This is a genomic window from Actinomadura litoris, assembly GCF_009733595.1.
GTDB lineage: Bacteria > Actinomycetota > Actinomycetes > Streptosporangiales > Streptosporangiaceae > Spirillospora > Spirillospora litoris.
Map to the genome: position 1 here is coordinate 46404 of NZ_WOFH01000022.1, position 18630 is coordinate 65033.

The 18630-nt window shown below is 69.3% G+C and carries 17 protein-coding genes; 12 read left to right on the plus strand and 5 right to left on the minus strand.

The genetic code is table 11. From position 1 onward, the window contains the following. Positions 1-438: 438 nt before the first annotated feature. On the minus strand, positions 439-819 hold the full coding sequence (locus GNZ18_RS39205; protein WP_156222408.1) for a hypothetical protein: 381 nt from the start codon (positions 817-819) through the stop codon (positions 439-441). Positions 820-1054: 235 nt separating this feature from the next. After that, positions 1055-2137 carry a pentapeptide repeat-containing protein gene (locus tag GNZ18_RS39210; protein ID WP_156222410.1) on the minus strand — a complete coding sequence of 361 codons (1083 nt, stop codon included), beginning with the start codon at positions 2135-2137 and terminating at the stop codon, positions 1055-1057. Between the two features lie 650 nt (positions 2138-2787). Between GNZ18_RS39210 and GNZ18_RS39215 the strand changes: the two genes are divergently transcribed. After that, positions 2788-3084 carry a hypothetical protein gene (locus tag GNZ18_RS39215; RefSeq protein ID WP_156222412.1) on the plus strand — a complete coding sequence of 99 codons (297 nt, stop codon included), beginning with the start codon at positions 2788-2790 and terminating at the stop codon, positions 3082-3084. A gap of 228 nt (positions 3085-3312) precedes the next feature. On the opposite strand, the gene GNZ18_RS39220 is transcribed toward GNZ18_RS39215, so the two are convergent. After that, complete coding sequence (locus tag GNZ18_RS39220) at positions 3313-4827, minus strand: MFS transporter (RefSeq protein WP_216651583.1); 1515 nt, start codon at positions 4825-4827, stop codon at positions 3313-3315. A gap of 154 nt (positions 4828-4981) precedes the next feature. Between GNZ18_RS39220 and GNZ18_RS39225 the strand changes: the two genes are divergently transcribed. The 4 genes from GNZ18_RS39225 to GNZ18_RS39240 all read left to right on the plus strand — a co-directional run bounded on the left by GNZ18_RS39225 (position 4982) and on the right by GNZ18_RS39240 (position 9297). Next, positions 4982-5908, plus strand: coding sequence for a LysR family transcriptional regulator (locus tag GNZ18_RS39225; protein WP_312875009.1), 927 nt, complete (start codon positions 4982-4984; stop codon positions 5906-5908). Positions 5909-6129: 221 nt separating this feature from the next. Further along, the gene (locus GNZ18_RS39230; RefSeq protein ID WP_156222416.1) at positions 6130-7227 is read left to right on the plus strand and encodes a winged helix DNA-binding domain-containing protein; all 1098 of its coding nucleotides are present in this window, start codon (positions 6130-6132) and stop codon (positions 7225-7227) included. 293 nt (positions 7228-7520) lie between these two features. Then, positions 7521-7793 carry a hypothetical protein gene (locus tag GNZ18_RS39235; RefSeq protein WP_156222418.1) on the plus strand — a complete coding sequence of 91 codons (273 nt, stop codon included), beginning with the start codon at positions 7521-7523 and terminating at the stop codon, positions 7791-7793. A 172-nt stretch (positions 7794-7965) separates the two neighbouring features. Beyond that, entirely contained in the window at positions 7966-9297 is a 1332-nt protein-coding gene (locus tag GNZ18_RS39240; protein WP_312875010.1) for a DUF2786 domain-containing protein, read from the plus strand. A 72-nt stretch (positions 9298-9369) separates the two neighbouring features. Here GNZ18_RS39240 and GNZ18_RS39245 read toward each other — a convergent pair whose 3' ends face one another. After that, positions 9370-9582, minus strand: coding sequence for a helix-turn-helix domain-containing protein (locus tag GNZ18_RS39245; protein WP_214621012.1), 213 nt, complete (start codon positions 9580-9582; stop codon positions 9370-9372). A 273-nt stretch (positions 9583-9855) separates the two neighbouring features. Then, the gene (gene aac(6'), locus GNZ18_RS39250) at positions 9856-10332 is read right to left on the minus strand and encodes an aminoglycoside 6'-N-acetyltransferase (protein WP_156222420.1); all 477 of its coding nucleotides are present in this window, start codon (positions 10330-10332) and stop codon (positions 9856-9858) included. Positions 10333-10521: 189 nt separating this feature from the next. Between aac(6') and GNZ18_RS39255 the strand changes: the two genes are divergently transcribed. The 7 genes from GNZ18_RS39255 to GNZ18_RS39285 all read left to right on the plus strand — a co-directional run bounded on the left by GNZ18_RS39255 (position 10522) and on the right by GNZ18_RS39285 (position 18431). Then, positions 10522-11478 (plus strand): hypothetical protein, encoded by a 957-nt coding sequence (locus tag GNZ18_RS39255; RefSeq protein ID WP_156222422.1) that lies wholly within the window; start codon positions 10522-10524, stop codon positions 11476-11478. 726 nt (positions 11479-12204) lie between these two features. Further along, positions 12205-12513 carry a hypothetical protein gene (locus tag GNZ18_RS39260; protein ID WP_156222424.1) on the plus strand — a complete coding sequence of 103 codons (309 nt, stop codon included), beginning with the start codon at positions 12205-12207 and terminating at the stop codon, positions 12511-12513. 1219 nt (positions 12514-13732) lie between these two features. Further along, positions 13733-13936, plus strand: a complete 204-nt coding sequence (locus tag GNZ18_RS39265; RefSeq protein ID WP_156222426.1) for a hypothetical protein — start codon at positions 13733-13735, stop codon at positions 13934-13936. 18 nt (positions 13937-13954) lie between these two features. Further along, positions 13955-14944 (plus strand): YihY/virulence factor BrkB family protein, encoded by a 990-nt coding sequence (locus GNZ18_RS39270; RefSeq protein ID WP_156222427.1) that lies wholly within the window; start codon positions 13955-13957, stop codon positions 14942-14944. Positions 14945-15540: 596 nt separating this feature from the next. After that, positions 15541-16317 (plus strand): serine hydrolase domain-containing protein, encoded by a 777-nt coding sequence (locus GNZ18_RS39275; protein WP_156222429.1) that lies wholly within the window; start codon positions 15541-15543, stop codon positions 16315-16317. After that, positions 16280-16609, plus strand: coding sequence for a serine hydrolase domain-containing protein (locus GNZ18_RS39280; protein WP_156222431.1), 330 nt, complete (start codon positions 16280-16282; stop codon positions 16607-16609). The genes GNZ18_RS39275 and GNZ18_RS39280 overlap by 38 nt, the downstream gene beginning before the upstream one ends. A 565-nt stretch (positions 16610-17174) precedes the next feature. Beyond that, positions 17175-18431: an outer membrane protein assembly factor BamB family protein gene (locus tag GNZ18_RS39285; RefSeq protein ID WP_156222433.1), complete on the plus strand. Its 1257-nt coding sequence runs from the start codon at positions 17175-17177 to the stop codon at positions 18429-18431. Positions 18432-18630 lie beyond the last annotated feature (199 nt).

An 18630-nucleotide genomic window follows, 5' to 3' on the forward strand; every position in this document is an offset into this window, starting at 1 on the left:
CCCTGGCCCCCTCTCCCCCCGGCCTCGCCGCCTCGCTTCGCTCGCGGCTTCGGCCACCCCCCACGTCGTCCGCAGGTGCTCCCGCTCCGGCTACTACGGGTCGCCGCTGGCTCAGGCGGTCACGGATCGTCGGGGACGGCAGCCCGGGTCGCCAACGGCGACCCGGGCTTTGCCGATGCTGCGGGCGGCGCTAGCGCGCCGTCCTCGCCCGGCCGCCCGGCCGCCGTGCCTCCCTGCTACCGCCCCTCCGTCCGCACCCACCCACGCCCACGTCTCCCGCAGCACCCGCAGCGCTCACCCCTGCGACTCCGCGACGCGCTGACCGGCGCCGCCACTCACCCAGGCGGCATCACCAAGGAGTCGAGCCACCCAGGGATGTCGAGGCACTCACGCCATCCCCCCGCCCGCACTCACCCGCAGGCGCACACCAAGCCACGCTCACCCATCGCCGTCCTCGCCCCGCGACGCCTGCTTACGCTCCACCAACCCCAGCTTGACCAGTTCCGACCTGATCCCTCCGCGCGTCCGCCCCAGCGCTTCCATCAACTCGCGCATGCTCGCCTTTGCTCCGTACAGCCGCGCCAGCTTCTCGCGATCTTCCCTCGTCCAAGCACGCCCATGGTTGGCGCTCCGACCCTTCAGCTCGGCCGTCCGCACCTCAGGGCCCCGATCCACCACCCGCACACTCGCCACCGGCACATCACACAGCGCCTCACCCCTGGCACCCACCAGGACCAGGCGCGCCGCATCCACCGTCAACTCCTTGACCAGGGTCCCGTCAAAATCCTGCTCCGCCACGAACACCACCCGCACCCGCATCCCTCACACCTTCCACAGCAGCCGTCCCCCCGACCTACACACTCAAATACCCGCCCAGCACGGCCCCCACGCGACCCCAAAAGGCCACGCCCGCAAGCCAGCGGGCACGGTGAGGACCGACCCGCCGCACCCCTCGCCCCCCAGTGGCCGGGGTTGAGCTGGTCCCAGTAGTCCAGCAGGCGCCCAAAGTGCGCCCCTTGACCGGTCCGCGCGGGCAGGATTGGGCATCGCGCGACTAGAACAAGGTGTGTTCGTCCACCTCCGCAGCCGCCCGGATGTCCTGTTCAGATTTCCCAATCATTTTGCGCAAGCTCGCGCCCGTCAGGTTCGCGCCCGTCAGGTTCGCGCCCGTCAGGTCCGCGACCGCCAGGTTCGCGCCCGTCAGGTTCGCGCCCTTCAGGTTCGCGCCCATCAGGTTCGCGCCCATCGGGACCGCACCTATCAGGACCGCGCGTATCAGGTCCGCGTCCGTCAGGTCCGCGCCGATCAGGTCCGCGCCCATCAGGTCCGCGCGCGTCAGGTCCGCGCCGATCAGGTCCGCGCCCATCAGGACCGCGCGCGTCAGAACCACGCCTGTCAGGTCCGCGCCCTTCAAGACCGCGTTCGTCAGGTCCGCGCCCTTCAAGACCGCGTTCGTCAGGTTCGCGCCCGTCAGGTTCGTGCCCTTCAGGTTCGCGCCCATCAGGTTCGCGCCCGCCAGGTTCGCGCCCTCCAAGCGGGCGCGGACGAGGTGAAGGTGACTGAGGGTGAGGGTGCGGCGTTCGGGACGGCGCGGTCGTACGCCGAGCGTGGTCAGTACGGCTTGAACGTCGGCGTCCGGCTCGGCAGGAAGTGGTGCGCGGCTGGCCAGGCTCGGACCGCCGTCATCACGAGCCCGTGGCGCACGGCGACGCAGGAACGCCTCCAGAACCTCCACCACGTCATCGTGGTGGGGCCGGGAATCGGCGGCGACATGGGCCAGGGCATAGATGCCACCCAGACGGGCGTCGATATTCTCGGAACCGAGCCGTTCCAGGGCCTTGGTGAACCGGTCCGTCACCTGCCCCAAATGACTCAAACGGTAGTTGCGGGCGGTGTACAGCAACGAGATCGCCACCACCACCGCACCACCGGCCGACACCACCAGCAACCGCGCGTTATGCCGGTCCTTGGGATCAGACACCCCCATCCAGTCCGGCATCCGCCACAACGCCACCGCATACACCACCGCCAGCACGGCCAAGCCCACCCCGGCCAGCGCCACACCGACGAACCGGGCGCGAGGCCGCGCGAACTCATACTGTGCCCGGCGGTGTAACCGCTTCACCCAATCGCTCATACCGCTCGGACGCCCCAACCCCACCCCACGTTCACGAAATGACCGGCCCGCGCCGCACCCGGCCACACCAGCCGATATCCGGCCGATCGGTTAGGCAGACGGTAGGAGATCGCCGAGGCCCGCTCAACGCCCCAGCAGGCGCACACAGTTGCCGCTCATACGATTCCCAACCAACCCCGACCCCCGCCCCTTGCAACGACCCGCCTCCGGCGTAGGGCTCTACCCATAAGAGATGTGCGGCCCTGCCAGCGCGCTAAGCCACCCCGTCGCAGGCCGGGCAGAGTGCCCACACACCAACCCCGCGACGGTCCGACGAGCGCGCGGCGGCCGGGCACGGCCTTGACCGGGGACCCCTCCGGCGGCCTGCCCCGGGCCGATGTGGGCAGCCCAGGGGCAGCCCGGAGCCCGGCGAGGCTAGCAGGCCGCCGCCCCGGTCAAGGCCGCACCCGTCCGCCCAGGTGACCGCCCGCAGCACCCCAACCCCGCGCAACCCCTTCACCGTCCGCCCGTGCCGCTGACCGGCAGCCGCCACCACCACGCACACCCCCCGCCCCCAGCGAAAGGCGGCCGCCGGCCCGCTCCCCGACACCGCTTGGCACCCCCACCCCCCGCACGGCATCCTGGAACCGCAGCGAGGAGGAGACGACCCGATGAGCGAAGACCCAGCCGACATCATCGCCGACCAACTACGGCGATCCGGCGAAACCGGCACCGTCTACCACTCGCCCGCCCAACGCGAGCGCCTACGTGCCGCCGGACGCCAAGCCGGACGCCAGCTAGGCCGCCCGGTCCGCACTTTCGACACCGCCGCCCGCCATCCACGCTGCGACACCGACCAGTGCGGAACCGTGCACATCGTCCTCGCAGACTGGGGAACCAACCCCCTGGAACGCCAGCTCGCCCAGACCCGCGCCAACAAGGCCATCGATCGCGAGCTAGGCGCATAACCAGCAAGAATCCCCCCACGCTGGCCCGCGCATGGCCCGCGAACAGCGAGCAACACCGGAAGCCAGCGAGCGCCAGTGAGACAAGATCAACCTTTCGCCCGCGCAGAACCAGCAAACCCCCAGGTCAACCCACATCCTTACACGCAGCAGGGCGGCACCCGATCTCTCGGATACCGCCCCGCAACCCGCCAGTTTTTCTGTGGAAAAGCCGGTGGGACGTCCGCCCCGTCAGGGCGTCCGAGGCTCACGTTCGCGGGGCGGCGTGCCCAGGGCGACGACCACGGCGGCGACGCACACGACCACCGCGACCAGCCGGTAGCCCGTGGCCATGGCCTCGGTGAAGGCATCGACGACCTGCGCATGCGTGGACGGTCCGGCTCCCGCCGCGTCGGCGGCCGCGAGCGCCTCGCCCGCCGAGTGCGCGTGCCCCGACAGGGCGGGCGGCAGTTCGTCCGCGAAACGGCCGGTGAGGACCGTCCCGAGGACGGCGACACCGAGCGCGCTCCCGATCTCCCGCGCCGCCCCGTTCAGCCCGGAGCCGAGCCCGGCACGGCTCGACGGGAGCGCGCCCATCACCCCCACCGAGAGTGAGGGCACGCACAGGCCCATGCCCAGGGACATGACGACCAGGTCCGCCGCGTAGAGCGCGTAGGGGGTGGACGCGTCCGCCAGGGAGAGCAGCCCCAGCCCTGCCGCCAGGGTCAGGAGGCCGAACGCCACCACCGGGCGGGCGCCGAACCGCCGCGCCAGACCGACGCTCCGCTTGGACATCACGATCATCCCGACGACGAGAGGCGCGATCGCCACGCCGGTCACCAGCGGGGAGTAGCCCTTCGCGTACTGCAAGTACTGGGCGTTGACGAAGAACAGAGCGAAAAGGCCGAAGAAAGCCAGGGCGATTCCGAGTACCCCACTGCGCAGGGGCGCGATCGCGAAGACGCGAGGATCGAGCAGAGGATGCTCGGCACGCAGCGCATGCAGGATGAATCCCGCGAGCAGAAGGGCGGCGCAGCAGAAGCCTCCGAGCACCGGCGCGGACGTCCAGCCGCGCTCAGGACCCTCGATGATCCCGAACAGCAGCGTGAACAGGGCGGCGGTGAGGAGCACGGTGCCCACCAGGTCGAGGTCGGCCGGGTGCCTGTCGCCGCGAGGCGCGAGCCGCGCGACGAGGACGCCGAGAACGGCCGCGAGGGGAGCGCTGAACAGGAACAGCGCCTGCCAGGGCAGCCACTGGAGGACCGCTCCCCCGCCAAGGTTTCCGACGGCTCCCGCGATACCCGTGGCCGCCGTCCAAGTCGCGATGGCCTGCGGCCTGCGTGGGGGCTCTGTCACCTGAAGCAGCAGGGACAGGGTCGCGGGCATGATCAGGGCGGCGCCCATGCCGGTGACGAGCCGTCCGGCCACCAGGACGCCGACGCCGGGAGCGGCGGCCGACACCAGGCAGCCGGCGGTGAAGACGCCGAGGCCCGCGAGCAGGACCCCCTTGCGCCCGTACCGGTCGCCGAGAGCCCCGGCAGGGATCAGCAAACAGCCGAAGACCAGCACGTAGGAGTCGACGATCCAGAGGAGGCCGGTGGAGCCGGGCGCGAGGGAACTCGCCGACAGTTTGGGGATGGCCAGGTTGATGGCGGCGACCGTCGCCACGACCAGGACGACGCACGCGGACATCAGGGGTGTCATCCCGCGCGCGGAGGCCCGGCCACGTTCGGGTGGCGAGGCGATGCGGGCAGCATCCAGTGTCATGGGGATTCCTTGCGGGTCGATCGGAGGACGCGTGGAGCCGCGTCCATAGGGGCGGAGGGGATATCCAGGCCGCGCGCGCCGCCTCCGTGCCCCCAACGTAAGGTGGGGCTGACTTGCTTTCAAATGCATCTTTTGCAGATGAGGAATGCGTCCTGTGCAATCCAGACTGGACCTGAACCTGCTTGTGGCGCTGGACGCCCTGCTGGAAGAGGGCAGCGTCAGCGGTGCGGCCGAGCGGCTCCACCTGTCGGGTCCGGCGATGAGCCGGACGCTCGGACGCATACGGAAAGCCCTGGGCGATCCCGTGCTCGTCCGAGCCGGCCGGGCGATGGCGCCGACGCCGCGCGCCCTGGCCATCCGAGGTGAGGTCCACGAGCTCGTCCAGCGCGCTCGGACGCTCTTCGCAGCGGAAGACGACCTCGACCCTGCGGAACTGTCCGGCACCTTCAGCCTCCAGGCGGAGGAGGGCACCGTCGCCGTCCTGGCCGGTCCCTTGCTGGAGCGCGTCGGACGTGAGGCTCCGGACCTGACCCTGCGGTTCCTGGGGGAAGGCCCGCGCGACACCCACGACCTCAGGCGCGACACCGTCGACCTGGAGATCGGCGTCATCAGCGAAGCGGCGCAGACACGTACCGAGCCGCTCCTGGAGGACCGCTTCAAATCGGTGGTCCGGCCTGGGCACCCCCTCCTCGGCCGCGAGGTGACACTGGACGAGTGGGCCGCCGTACCCCAGCTCACCAACACCCGGCGTGGGCGCCTCCAAGGCCCGATGGACGAACTGCTGGCGGAGACTGGCCGGGAACGGCATCTGGCGGGGACGGTGCCCACGGTGAGCACGGCCCTGTTGATCGTCCAGGAGACGGACCTGATGGGCTTCGCCGCGGAGCGGTTGCACCGGCGCCTGGTGGACCGCCTCGGGCTCGTATGGGTGCCCGTCCCGTTCGAGCTGCCGCCCCTGCACCTGTCCATGGGATGGCATGCGCGCTACGACGCCGATCCCGCGCACGCATGGCTACGGCGCTGCGTCCGCGAGGTGGTGCACGGCATCGCCGACGACACCGGCACGCCACCGCCGGCTTAGGGCGGCGCCCGATGCCGACGACACGACATGGCCATCGGGGCGCGCTCCTCCAGCGAAGGGCGCCCGTTCGCCGGTGACTCCGTGATGCACGACGGACACACGATGGCCAGCGACCCAGGTCAAGGCGTCGTGCTCCTGCGGCGATGTCGGTCGGCGCGGATAGGGTCGGGCAGCCAACGAGGTGTCCCGGCGGCGTCCGGGTCTGCGGGAGGACGGTCACGATGACGGAGACTCTGAGCGTCCGGGCGTTGAACCGGGCCACGCTCGCACGGCAGCTCCTGCTCGCGCGGGAATCCGTGCCGGTCGCCGAGGCTGTGGCGCGGCTGTGCGGAATGCAGGCGCAGGAACCCAAGCCGCCTTTCCTCGGTCTGTGGACCCGCATAAGCGACTTCCAGGCTGCCGATCTGCATGCCGCGGTGCACGACCGAACACTTGTCCGAGCGACCATGATGCGCGCCACTCTGCACTTGGTGACAGCGACCGATTACACAGCGTTCCGCAGTGCGATACAGCCGATGCTGGACGGGGCCATGCGCGTCCTGGGCGATCGGGCGGAAGGACTCGATCTGGAGCAGGTCGTCCCCGCGGCAAGGGCCCTCCTCGAAAAGCGGCCTCGCACCTTCAACGACGTGCGTGCGCTGCTCCAGGCCGAATTCCCGGACGTCAATGACCGCGCTCTCGGCTACGCGGTCCGGATGTGCGTACCGTTGGTGATGGTTCCGACACAGGACAGATGGGCCTTCCCCCGTACATCGGAATTCGCCCTCGCCGACACCTGGCTGGATACGCCGCCGGCCGCCGCGCCGGAAGCCGACGCGTTGATGCTGCGCTACCTGGCGGCGTTCGGCCCGGCCTCGGCGGCGGACGCGCAGGCCTGGTCCGGGCTGACCGCGCTCGGCGAGGTCTTCGAACGCCTCCGCCCCGACCTCCGCGTCTTCGCTGATGACAAGGATCGGGAACTGTTCGACCTCCCCGATGCGCCTCGTCCGCCCGAGGACGCCCCCGCCCCGGCGCGCTTCCTCCCGGAGTTCGACAATCTCGTCCTCGCCCACGCCGACCGCAGGCGTGTGATCTCCGACAGGGACCGCCCGTCCCTCACGTCGAAGAACCTCCGCGTCCGTTCCGTGTTCCTGTGGGACGGCTTCGCGCACGGCATCTGGGACATGGTGTATAAGCGCAGGGTCGCCACAATGACACTGCGCCCGTTCGAACCTCTGCCTTCCGGAGCCGTCGAGAGCCTCACAACCGAAGGGCACTCGCTGCTCCGCTTCACCGAACCCGACGCCAAGGAAACCGTGGTGGCGGTGGCGGAGGACTGACCCACCCATGGCGGTCCTCTGATTCCGTGAGATCCGGGGTGGTCCACAGGACCATCTCCGCGACGCTCCGTGCAACTCTCGATTTCGCGTCTCGACGGCCGTCCCCCTATCCTGACCTGGCCGAGATTCCGCTCCGTCACGCACCGTTATGAAGCTGCGGACGCACAAAACTTCGAATAGTGATCAATCCGATATCTATGCTGATTGAAAGATCCACCGAACCGGCGCAAGCTTGCTCCGACGTAGGGAATGCCCCGCCCGTTCCTCCGACCGACCGCCGACAGGACATGACGATGTTCGAGATCTGGGAGACGAGTGAGCCGGCGCGGCTCATCAGCGACGCGGGCAGCCTGGAGGTCGCTCTAGAGAAGGTGGACACGATGTGCCGGCTCAGGCACGACCAGGCCGTCGCGCACGTCGGAGAGGCCGGGGAGGGTTACCACTTCGAGATCCGGGGCCAGGACGGCAAGCCCCTGGCACGGCTCAGCTACGTCCCGGACACCTCCCGCGCCTACCAGAGCGTGGTCGTCGAGGAGATGCGCGGCCAGGAGCACCACGCCGAGTAGAGCCCTGCCCGCGGAACCCCTTCACCAGAGCGCCCCTGGCCGACCGGCCAGGGGCGCTGACTTTCGCCTCGAACCGTCCACGAACAGTTCCGTCCACCAGCGACGGCGGCGTACTCCGCATGGCAGGATCGTCGTGGCCTACTGACGAGTCACGAGAAGACGGGAGCGCCGGGTGCGGAAGGCGTGGTGGAAGCCACGATCGGGTGATGCGGCGGGTCTCCCCGACGCCGCGGGCTTCGTCGAGGACCCGCCGTCCCCCACCGAGGAGATCGGGGAGCTGGTGGCCGAGGCGCTGCGCGCCCTCCCCCGCGCCGACGAGACCCTGTTCGCCGGCCTCATCCAGGCGCTCGCGCAACGCGCGGACCCACCCGGCTGGCCCCGTGTCGCCGACCGGTGCCTGGCCGCGCGGCTGCTGCGGTCGGTCGCCACCGCGTGGGAGCGGGGCTGGCAGCCGGCCGACGTGGTCAGGTACGTAGGACGCCGCCGCACGGCCCGGCACGCGCGCCTGGCGACCGACGCGATCGCCGCCCAGATGCGCTCCTACGCCGCCACGACGGTGGACGAGCAGTGGCGCGAACAGCTCGCCGTCCTCGGAGCCGAGGTGTGGTGGGAGCACGACGACGCCTACCCCGAGTCCTGGTGCGAACGCGAAGGCGTCGACCGCACGGCCTTCGTCACCAGCGCCATCGAACTCGTCCACCTGCTGGAGGGCCTGCCTCGTCTGGCGAGCATCGGCCCTCCGCCGGGCACACCCCGCACGCACGCGCCCTCACGGGACCGCGTCCGCGATGTCGACCAGCGGATGCTCGCCAAGGTACGGGCCCTGCTCGCCAAGGCCGAATCCACGGAGTTCCCAGAGGAGGCGGAGGCGCTGAGCGCGCGCGCTCAGGAGCTCATAGCCCGGCACAGCATCGACCACGCTTTGCTGGCCGCGGAGACCGGAAACCCGGGCGGGCCCGCCGGACGGCGCATCGCCGTGGACAATCCCTATGACGCGCCCAAGGCCGTCCTGCTCACCGTGGTGGCGGACGCCAACAGATGCCGCGCGGTCTGGCACAGGGAGCTGGGTTTCTCCACCGTTCTGGGGTTCCCGGCCGATCTGGCCGCGGTGGAGATGCTGTTCACATCGCTGCTGGTGCAGGCGACGGCGGCCATGGTCCACGCGGGCCCCAGACGGGACGCGCGTGGCCGGTCACGAACCCGTTCGTTCCGTCACGCCTTCCTCAACGCCTATGCGGCCCGCATCGGGGAGCGGCTGCGTGGGGCGGCCGACGAGGCGACGAGCCGGGCGGCGGCGAGCACGGACGGAGAGGATCTGCTTCCCGTCCTCGCCGCACGTGACCAGGCCGTCGAACTGGCCGTCGAGAAGATGTTCCCCAACCTGGCCAAGAGCCGGGCGGGTTCGGTCTCCAACTACGAGGGATGGGTGGCGGGACGGGCTGCCGCCGATCTCGCCAGCCTGAACGGCCGCTCCGAGGTCACCGGAGCCTTCCGCCGTTCCTAGCGCACGGGGTCCCCCCGGGGGGCGAGGGGGACATCCGGCCATCTTGCTTGCTTCTCTTCTCTCGGGAGCGGTTCAGTCCTTCTTGCGGCGGGTGTTGCCACCCCGCCCGCGCAACTGGATACCCGCTTCCTTCAGGACGTTGTAGATGAATCCGTACGAGCGGCCGGTCTCGGCGGCCAGATCGCGGATGCTCTCGCCGGCCACGTAGCGCGGGGCGAGCTCCGCGGCAAGCCGCGTCCGCTCGGCACCGGTGACACGGGTGCCCCTCGACAGCGTTCGGGTCACGGAGACCTCCTGTTCCGAGCTGGGCGGCGGGGTCGTCCCCGCAGCTCACAGCTGCATTGATCTACCCAACGTACACATTCCCCCTGAATCCGCTCTCGATGCCGTGCGAAACGACGCGAATTCGGCCGAAGCTGGTCTTTTCCGTGGTCAACGGCGTGTCGAAGCTGGACTGGCGGCCTCCGGCCCCCCTAGGCGAGGGTTCCTCGGGGGCTCACGGCCGTACCTGAGCGTTACGACGGCGGCGTGTCCAGGCCCTACTGGCCCGATCCGGCCTCAGTCGAGGAGTTCACGCGCCAGAAGGTCCATCAGCAGCCCGTCACGCCACTCCCCCGACACCGGGTCGCGCTCGTACTCGCGCATCGCGCCGACCGGCTTGAACCCCACCTTGGTGTAGCAGCGGATCGCGACCGTGTTGGCGACCGCCGGGTCGATGGTGATCCGGTGATGTCCACGGTCCCGGATCAGCCACCGCGCCAACGTGCGCACGGAGTCGGTGCCGAGCCCCCTGCCGTGGTGGCGGGCGCTCAGGAAGATGTCGATGCTGGCGTGCCGGTAGTCCTCGTCGTCCTCCTCGTCGTACTGGATGGCACCCACCACCTGGCCGTCCAGCACGATCGCGAGCATGTCCTCGAAGTCGTCGGTCGGACCCCACCACGCCGCGACCTCCGGCTCCCGGAGGATCTCCTCCAGCACCCCGGAATCCTCGTCCTTCACCGCTCGCAGGACGACCCGCTCGCCTTCGATCTTCATGGGGCCAAGTCTGGCCGCTGCCCCTTGGCTCGCGCACAGAATTTTCCGCCGCCTCCCCCAAGCACCACCTGCTCGTCACCTCCCGACCCCGGCTCCAACCCGCCGAGTTATCCCCAGAATGGCGTTCTAGTGCCGCGCCGCCGGGCGGGGACGCATGCTTGCCGAAGACCTCGTCCCGAAAGGAGCCCGATGACCAGCATCATGTTCCCCGTCCCCTCCAGCACGACGTCCCGGTTCGCCGTGGCGGCAGACCACATTCCGCACGACCTCGCCGGCGCCGCCCGCAGCCGCACCGTGGCCTTCAGCCCCCACCTGGCCGGACGGCTCGGCACGCCGCAACTGACCCTCCAGCGCGAGACCCTCGCCGACCTCCGCTGGGACCCCGCACGGATCACGGCCGTCCATCCCGGTCAGCGACGAGCGCAGTGGGCGTTCCACCAGGCGGCAGAATTCGCCGTCGTCACATCGACCGCACCGGTCACCGACCAGCCCCGCGGCGCCCAGGTCGCCCGAGCCGCCGCCCACGCCCTCGCCGACGCCACCGGCGGAGTGGTCGCCGACCTGGTCACCGGCCACATCCTGAGCCCTCCCACCACCGAACGGACGAGCTTCGTACTGGCGGACCAGTGGCTCGGCGACGCCCTGCCCCCGTTCCGCGCCAACGGCCGCTGCACGGCCGCCGACCCCGAGCATGACCCCGAAGGGGTGAACGGCTGCTCCTGCGTCCGCCTGCGCACCCGCGGCCTGCGCCGCTTCGGCCTCCCCGAACTCCAGATCACCGATGTCGCCTGCCCTCACGACCTGGTCGCCCTCAACGTCCTCCGCACCACGGCCCGCCACCTGCTGACCGACCACTGGCAGTGGCTGGCGACCGGCCCCGCCGACCAGACCCGCACCATCACCGCCACCCGCCAGCTCACCGAAAGCGACTTCAACGACTTCTGGGGCTCCACCCGCGAGCCCTGCACACACCCCGGCGCCTTCGAAGCCCACCTCACCCCGATCACCCCTCGCCTCTGGTCCGTTGCCCCACCGCCCACCTTCGACGGAACCACCAACGACTGGCTGTGGGGCGACACCCTCCCAACGAGCCTGCACGACGTCCTGAGCTCCCCCGCCGATCCTCCCTTCCCCCAGGCCGCCTGACCCCACCGCCCGAGGGCCGTCCCGCCGATCAGGCTGGCAACAGAACAGCAGCCGTTGCGCTCGGAGCGGCCCGCTGCCGAGCATGAGGCCAGCGAGCAACCCACCCGGTCGCCACCCCAACCGCCCGACCGCCTTGACGGTTGTTCCCAGCACTTCCGCCATCGACGAGGATCGAAGCCCACTCCAGGCTGGCGAGCCTCCACCGGCTTTCCCGACCCGCGAAATTGTCAGGCATGGCCGAACCAAGATCGAAGAGCGCGAGCGATGAAGTCCGGGGGGAGCCAGTGCCAAGCTGATCGGCTGTCCGCCTTTCCTCCGGAGGCCAGATCGAGTGGTTCCCACCATCGGCAGGGATGCAGCCGCGATGGTCGACGCCGTCCGTCATCACCAATGCGGTCGGCGATCTCATCCTCAATCACCTCGGTCACCGGGAACATCTCGACGGACACGGACCAGTTCGGTGCCTTCGCGTCCGGTCACCGTCGTTATCACTACGTTCGAGCCCTTCAGGTGCTTCCGGACGGCTTCCCCATGCGTCTCTGCTCCAGCGCAGGGCGACGTCGTCGCGCGGTCGACAGAGCGCCTCCACCCCCAGCCAGCGCGACAAGCACCGCCGCCCCCGCCCGCCGAGGACGCCACCCTGGACGAGGCGGACCTGGCGATGCTGCGCCAGCCCCTCGCCAACGCCGCCACCGGGTCGTCCAGCGGGAGGGCCTGGAGCGGATCGTGGTCGCGGCGGTCTCCAAGATCGGGGTGCTGGCGCCGCCGTTGATCCTGCTGGTCCTGCTGTATGTGGTCGGGGCGATCTCGATCCGCTGCGCCCTGATGACCGTCGTCCCGGCCACCCTCGTTAGCTCCTGGAAGGACGGCCACCGAGGCGCGCCCTCCACCGAACGGACGTCCGGCAACCGACCCGGCACAGCATCGCGGACCCCGATCCCAGACACGCTCGACCAGACCGCGCACCATCCGGCAGCGTCCAGCTCGGAACCACCGGCGTTGCGTGAGTGGGAGGCCATCAACCAGCACCCGTAGTGCCCGGCCGCCCGCCTTCCACGTTGCGACCAGCGTGCCCTGCACACGCGATGACGGGTCCACCAAGCGTGGCCAGCGTTGCGGCTGCCGGAAGAGGTCACGAGGTGGCCAAATCCGGCGAGTACAAAGGCGCTCTGCAGGAGGTCAGGCGTCGGGAACAAAATCAAGTCCCCGAGTGGTACCGGCATTGTTGGTCGCTTCAGACGCTGATCAGCCGGTCGGACAGGTCGGATGCGGGTCTGTGTTACGGCGAGGGTGGACGCGAGGGCCTGCTCGGCGGCGGTCTGGGCTGCGGCAAGAGTCGGCTGCCAGTAGGCGGTGTGCTCGATCTCGTGGTCGGCTCGTTCGGCTGCCGTCCGGAGACGGCGCGGACGGAAGGCAGCGCGGACTCGTCCGTGGCGTTCCTGAAGTGTCCGACGGCGGCGCGTCCGGCGATCTTGACGCGGAACCAGGCTTATGGCCCGGTGGTCCGGCCGATCCTATGTAGGACGGTCTCCTCGGCGCTCCCGACGGGTGGCGTCCTCCACAGACTTCTGTAAGGAGCATCCTGTGTCGCGCTTGGTGCGCTCCGTGGCCCGCCTGCATTAGGGCGGTGCGCCGCACCTCAGCGGACACGGCCCGCTCGGCCTCCTGACGGGCGCGTCGTGCGGCGTCTCGTGTCGGAGATGGCACAGGCGGCCTTTGGTGATTCGTCGGGCTCAAGGCCGTGGATCCGGCTATGGAAGCGAGATGGTGCCTCTGGCGGGGAACTGGCGCCCTTGCGGCTCGGCTCCCCGCTGATCGAGCTGTTGATCAGGTTCAGGGTAGATGGCCGTGCGGGTCTCGCCCGCGACCCTCCTCGCAACTCCAACCGGAACCGCTTCTTGGGATGACCTGATCCCGATGGTCGTCATCCCTGAAGCCAACCGGGCTCCCGCGACTGCGTCCGGGCGGACCCGTGACGATCTACTGAAACCTGGCCCCTCCTGCCTTGATCACTCTGATGGTCCGCACGTTTAGGGCCAGTAAGGGGGGAATTGTGCGGATGGAAGGTCAGCCGTCGCAACCAGGGAGAGCTAGGGAACCGAGCGGGTAGGGACCGTCAGCGCCTATGGCCCTACCGCCTGGCCCCACCGGAAAGGGCGACGCACCGATGCCCCTGCGGAAGATGCAGCAGTACACGTGGCAGAGCAGCCGTGCTCAGGGCCAGCACCAGGGCGGACGAGCCCGGTGCGAGCTCGTGGAGACCATCGAGGCGCCGGTGGCCAAGGCCGTTGGAAAGGTGTTGTCCCCGCAGAAGGTCAAGCAGGTCTGCGGCGCGGCCGGTGAGGGCGTCGAGCGGGTGAAGCGGGCCCGTTACCGCCCCGCAGGCCAAGTCCAGAGCGGCGCAGTTCGGCCCGGCGATCGGGCGGCGCAGGCGGGTCAGCTTTTGACACACCGCTGAAGTTCAAGAAGGGACATCATGGGCAAAGTCGCGGCACCCTCCGACCTATCGGCCCGCTCGTGGGGGCAGGCGGCCAAACGGGCCGCCGGTGAGTACAAGCGCGACAACCTCTCGGACTGGGCCGCCGCCCTCACCTACTACTCGGTGTTGTCGATCTTCCCGGCGATGCTGGTGGTGGTCTCGGTGATCGGGCTGGCCGGCACCTCCGTCAGCAACGACCTGATCGACAACCTCGGCTCCATCGCGCCCGGCGCGGTGAAGAACCTGCTGACCAGCGCACTCACTCAACTGCAGGGCGGTCGCGGCGGCGCCGGGTTCATCGCGCTGATCGGCCTGCTCGCCGCGATCTGGTCGGCGTCGGGATACGTCGGGGCGTTCATGCGCGCCGCCAACGCCATCTACGACATCCCCGAAGGCCGCCCGTTCTGGAAGACGCTGCCGACCCGGTTGGCCACGACGGTGGTGACATTGGTGCTCCTGTCGGCGTCGGCGATCGCGGTGGTCGTGTCGGGACCGGTCGCCCGCAAGTTCGGCGACATGCTCGGCGTCGGCTCGACCGCCGTCACCATCTGGAACATCGCCAAATGGCCGGTCATGCTGTTCGTGGTCAGCTTCCTGTTCGCGCTGCTGTACTGGGCGGCACCCAACGCCAAGCGCTCCTTCCGCTGGGTCACCCCCGGTGGGGTGCTAGCGCTGGTGGTATGGCTGGCGGCGTCCGGGCTGTTCGCGCTCTATGTGGCGAACTTCGCCAACTACAACAAGACCTACGGCAGCCTCGCCGCTGTGATCATCTTTCTGGTCTGGTTGTGGATCACCAATCTGGCGATCCTGCTGGGCGCGGAGATGAACGCCGAACTGGAGCGCGGCCGGGCGATCGCCGCCGGACAGCCTGCCGACCGCGAACCGTATGTGCAGTTCCGCGACACCCGTGGGTTCAGCGAGGAAGAACGCCGCGAGGCCGGCTTGGCCGGCACCTCACGGCGGCGACACGGCGACACTGACTCCTAGGGCGTGTCCGGTAGATCATGTGTTGCTCAAGAGAAGTGCACTGATCAGGGTGATGGCTCCCGATAGTGGTGGCTTGTCGTCTCGGATGGCGATGCCGCGCCATTGCTTGAGCCGGTTGATGCGGCGTTCGACGAGGTTGCGGCGCTTGTAGGGGGTGGGGTCAAGCCCGGAGGGCGGCCGCCGTTACGACCTGGCCGTTTTCGTCCGGCAGGCTCCGTCGGCGCGTAGGCCCTCGCCGGACATGAGCCAGATGGGCGCTATCCGTGATCGAGGACGACGCCGCTCGGCGGTCTTCATTCGTACATAAACACCCACGCGTGCACGGGACGTATTCGTTCGGCTGGCCCGATCTGGTGCACGGCGCCCTCCGTGCGCTCCGCGACCCCGATGCCCCCGACGGAAGGACGAGCGTCCCCATAGGCGCCCTGAGGCCGCCGACGCCCAAGACCACGCTCTGGGAGCGGGGGTCAGGTCGTGGTACGGCGACCAGCGCAATCGGCCGTATGGGCAATTCGCGTCCTCCTAGCGGCCTAGGGGGGATCTGGGGGTCCTTCCCCGATGCCAGGCGGGGGTGATCATTGGGGAGGCTGGCCCGCATGACAGTGATGAGAGCCACGGCGCTGGCCGTCGTGATGGTCGCCGCCGTGCCCGCGACGGCTGTAGCGCAGACGCCCACGGCAGGGGACGCGCTGACCAAGGTGGTGACCGAGGCGAAGGCGCCCTCGGTCATCGCCCGGTGGGGCGTGGACGGCAGGTCCTATGAATTCCGGTACGGGGTCCGCAGGGCTGGTGGGCACGCCCCGCCTGTGCAGGGTGTGTTCCGCATCGGCAGCGTCACCAAGACCTTCACGGCCACGGTGATCCTTCAGATGGTGGGAGAGGGGCGGCTCTCGCTGACCGATGATGTGGAACGGTTGCTGCCGGGCGCCGTCCCCGGCGGGGCGTCGGGAATCACTGTGCGGCACCTGCTGCGGCACACCTCGGGGCTGCCGGAGTATCCCGACGAGTCCGCGTTCGACGATAGCGGGGCGCTGAAGGACCCGTTCCGTACCTGGACCCCGCGCGCGCTCCTCTCCGCGATCAAGGGCCGACCACGCGAGCCGCTCGGCACCTTCTACTACGCGCAGACCAACTACGTGCTGCTCGGCATGATCATCGAGAAGGTCACGGGGACGCGCTACGCGACGGCGGTCAGGCAACGCATCCTTCGCCCCCTGAACCTGACCCACACCTATGTGCCGGGCACGGAGACCTTTTTTGAAGGGAAAGCACAACCGGGGCTACGTACTGGACAACGGCCGGTACGTCGACGTCACCGCCCTGAATCCTTCGATCATGGACGCGGCCGGGCGGATCGTCTCCGACACCCGTGATCTGGCGACCTTCCAGCGCGGCCTGACGCGGATACTGGCCCCCGCGCAGCTGAACGAAATGCGCACCCCCACACCCGGCGGCAGCTACGGCGCCGGAGTGGAGAACATCCCGCTGAAGTGCGGCACCTTCTACGGCCACGCGGGCGGCGTCCCCGGATACTTCACGCTGACCGCCGCCTCCAAGGATGGACGCCGCTGGTTCGCCGCCTCGGCAACCCTCAACGGGCCGCAAGCCGTGCAGGGGCTCGTTACCACGCTAGGCACCGCGCTCAACGCCGCGTTGTGCCCGTGAGATCCTGACCGGATCGCAACGACATCCTCGTCGCCCGCTGAACGGCCGGACACCCCGGGCTGTTCAGCGGGTGTGCGGCTTCGCGAACACTCGCGTCTCCAGGCCCCCGTCCGAACACCAAGGACTGCACAGTCTCGGGCATCTACCCGCATATCGGCGCGAAACCGCTAAAGCCCTCGCCGAACACGCCGCCACCGTTGACCTACTGGCCGCAGGTCAGGGGCCGGGTTCAGTGCATTGCGCGTCCACAGATAGGGCTCTCTTATCCGTGGCATCGTTTGCTCACGCCCTCTGCGCCCTGCGGGCCGACACGCTGGACGCCCTTCTCCGATCAGCCGATTCGCGATCATGGTTGTCACGGGTCAACAGGACGAGGCCGAGAAGGCGATAACCGGACTGGAGGGCAACTCAAAGTGACTAAATTCTAGATTAGCACTTTCGTCCGTGCGGCGACAAGCAGAAGATCCACACCCATCATTTTGGGCCTTTTCGCTGCAATCTCGCCGCTGCCTCCTTTACTGTGCGCGTGCCCGCTCTATCGGGACGTGCGTGAAGAGGAGACTGTATGAAGGTACCGGCGATGTTACTGGTGTTGCCGGTCGCGGCATCGATGCTGGCCAACGCAGGCTGTTCCACGAAGTCGCCGTCGCATGGCAAGAGGACACCGTCGTCGGCTGCGGCTTCGCCCGTCCGGTATTACGATCCGCCACGCCGGTTCTCGGCCAAGGAGGTGCAGGTAGGCACAGGTCCGGTCGCGGTCGTCAAAGACACCGCCTATTCCTACGTCGAAACCGAGGAAGGCAGTGCGCTGGTGGCGACCGGCCTCGCGACCGGGGCGCGTCGCTGGTCGGTCGGGCTGCCCGGCGCCACCAACCTCACCAGCGGGCCGATGACCGAGGAGGATCCGCCGGCTCCGGTGGCGGTGACCGACGGGCAGGGCCAAGTCCTGATCGTCGCCGCCTACGACACCATCACCGAGGGCACCGGCACACAGCAGGACACCGAACAGACCCAGGTCCTCGCGGTCGACCCTGCGGGCCGAACCCGCTGGCACCGGGCGGCCCCCGGACCCTCCACCGCGCTTCCACCCAAGATCGTGGGAGCGGGCCGCGACGGCAACGGCGTAAGCGTGATCTTGAACGTGGGCTACACCATGGCCGTGGACGCCCGATCGGGGGCGGTGCTCTGGAAGCGGGACGGGGTCATTCCACGCGGAGTCGATGGAGACAAGGTCGTGGGCTTCCGATCAGGAGACGACGACTGGACATCGAACCTGGTCGCGTTGCGCGGTCGCGACGGGACGTCCCTCTGGTCGGGTCCGGAGATCCGCACGGCCCTGGCCGGTCGGGTCCCGGAGCTGGTCATGGCGGGGTCCGGCCGGGTGGTGGTGCACACCTCGCAAGACGGCCGGGACACGCTGTTCGACACCGCCGACGGAAAGAAGGTCACCACGCTGACCCCGCTCGGCGGACTCGGCAACAAGGATTTCGTGTGCGAGTTCGATCAACGAGACACCATCGTGTGCACCGAGCCCGCCATGATCAGCGGAGACTCCCCCGAGCAAACGCTGGCGTTCGACGCCCGTTCCGGCCGCCGTCTGTGGTCGCTTCCCGACAAGGCCGCCGGCCGCGTGGCCCTCGATGTGACCTGCGCGTTCCATGGTGCCGTCTACGGTCACGCCGAGAACGGCGATGTGGTGGTCGACGCACGTAGCGGCGCCGACGTCGTGACCGGGGACGCGGCTCTCGCCGTGACCGACGCCGTGCCCGGTTACGGCCTGGTGACCTCGGGAGGCACCCAGGCGCACCCGGCCATCGGGTAAGGCTCCGCGATCGCCCGGACGAGTTCGCGAATGGCAGCGGCCCAGTGGTGGGCGCCTGGGAAGGCGCCCACCACGAAGGCCAGCAGGCGCCACCGAACGGACCGTCGAATCCCCTTGCACGCGCGTTATGTGGATGTGGCCTTGCGCCGCGCAGCAACTGCGGCACACCCACACGACGAGCCCGGAAAGAACGCGAACG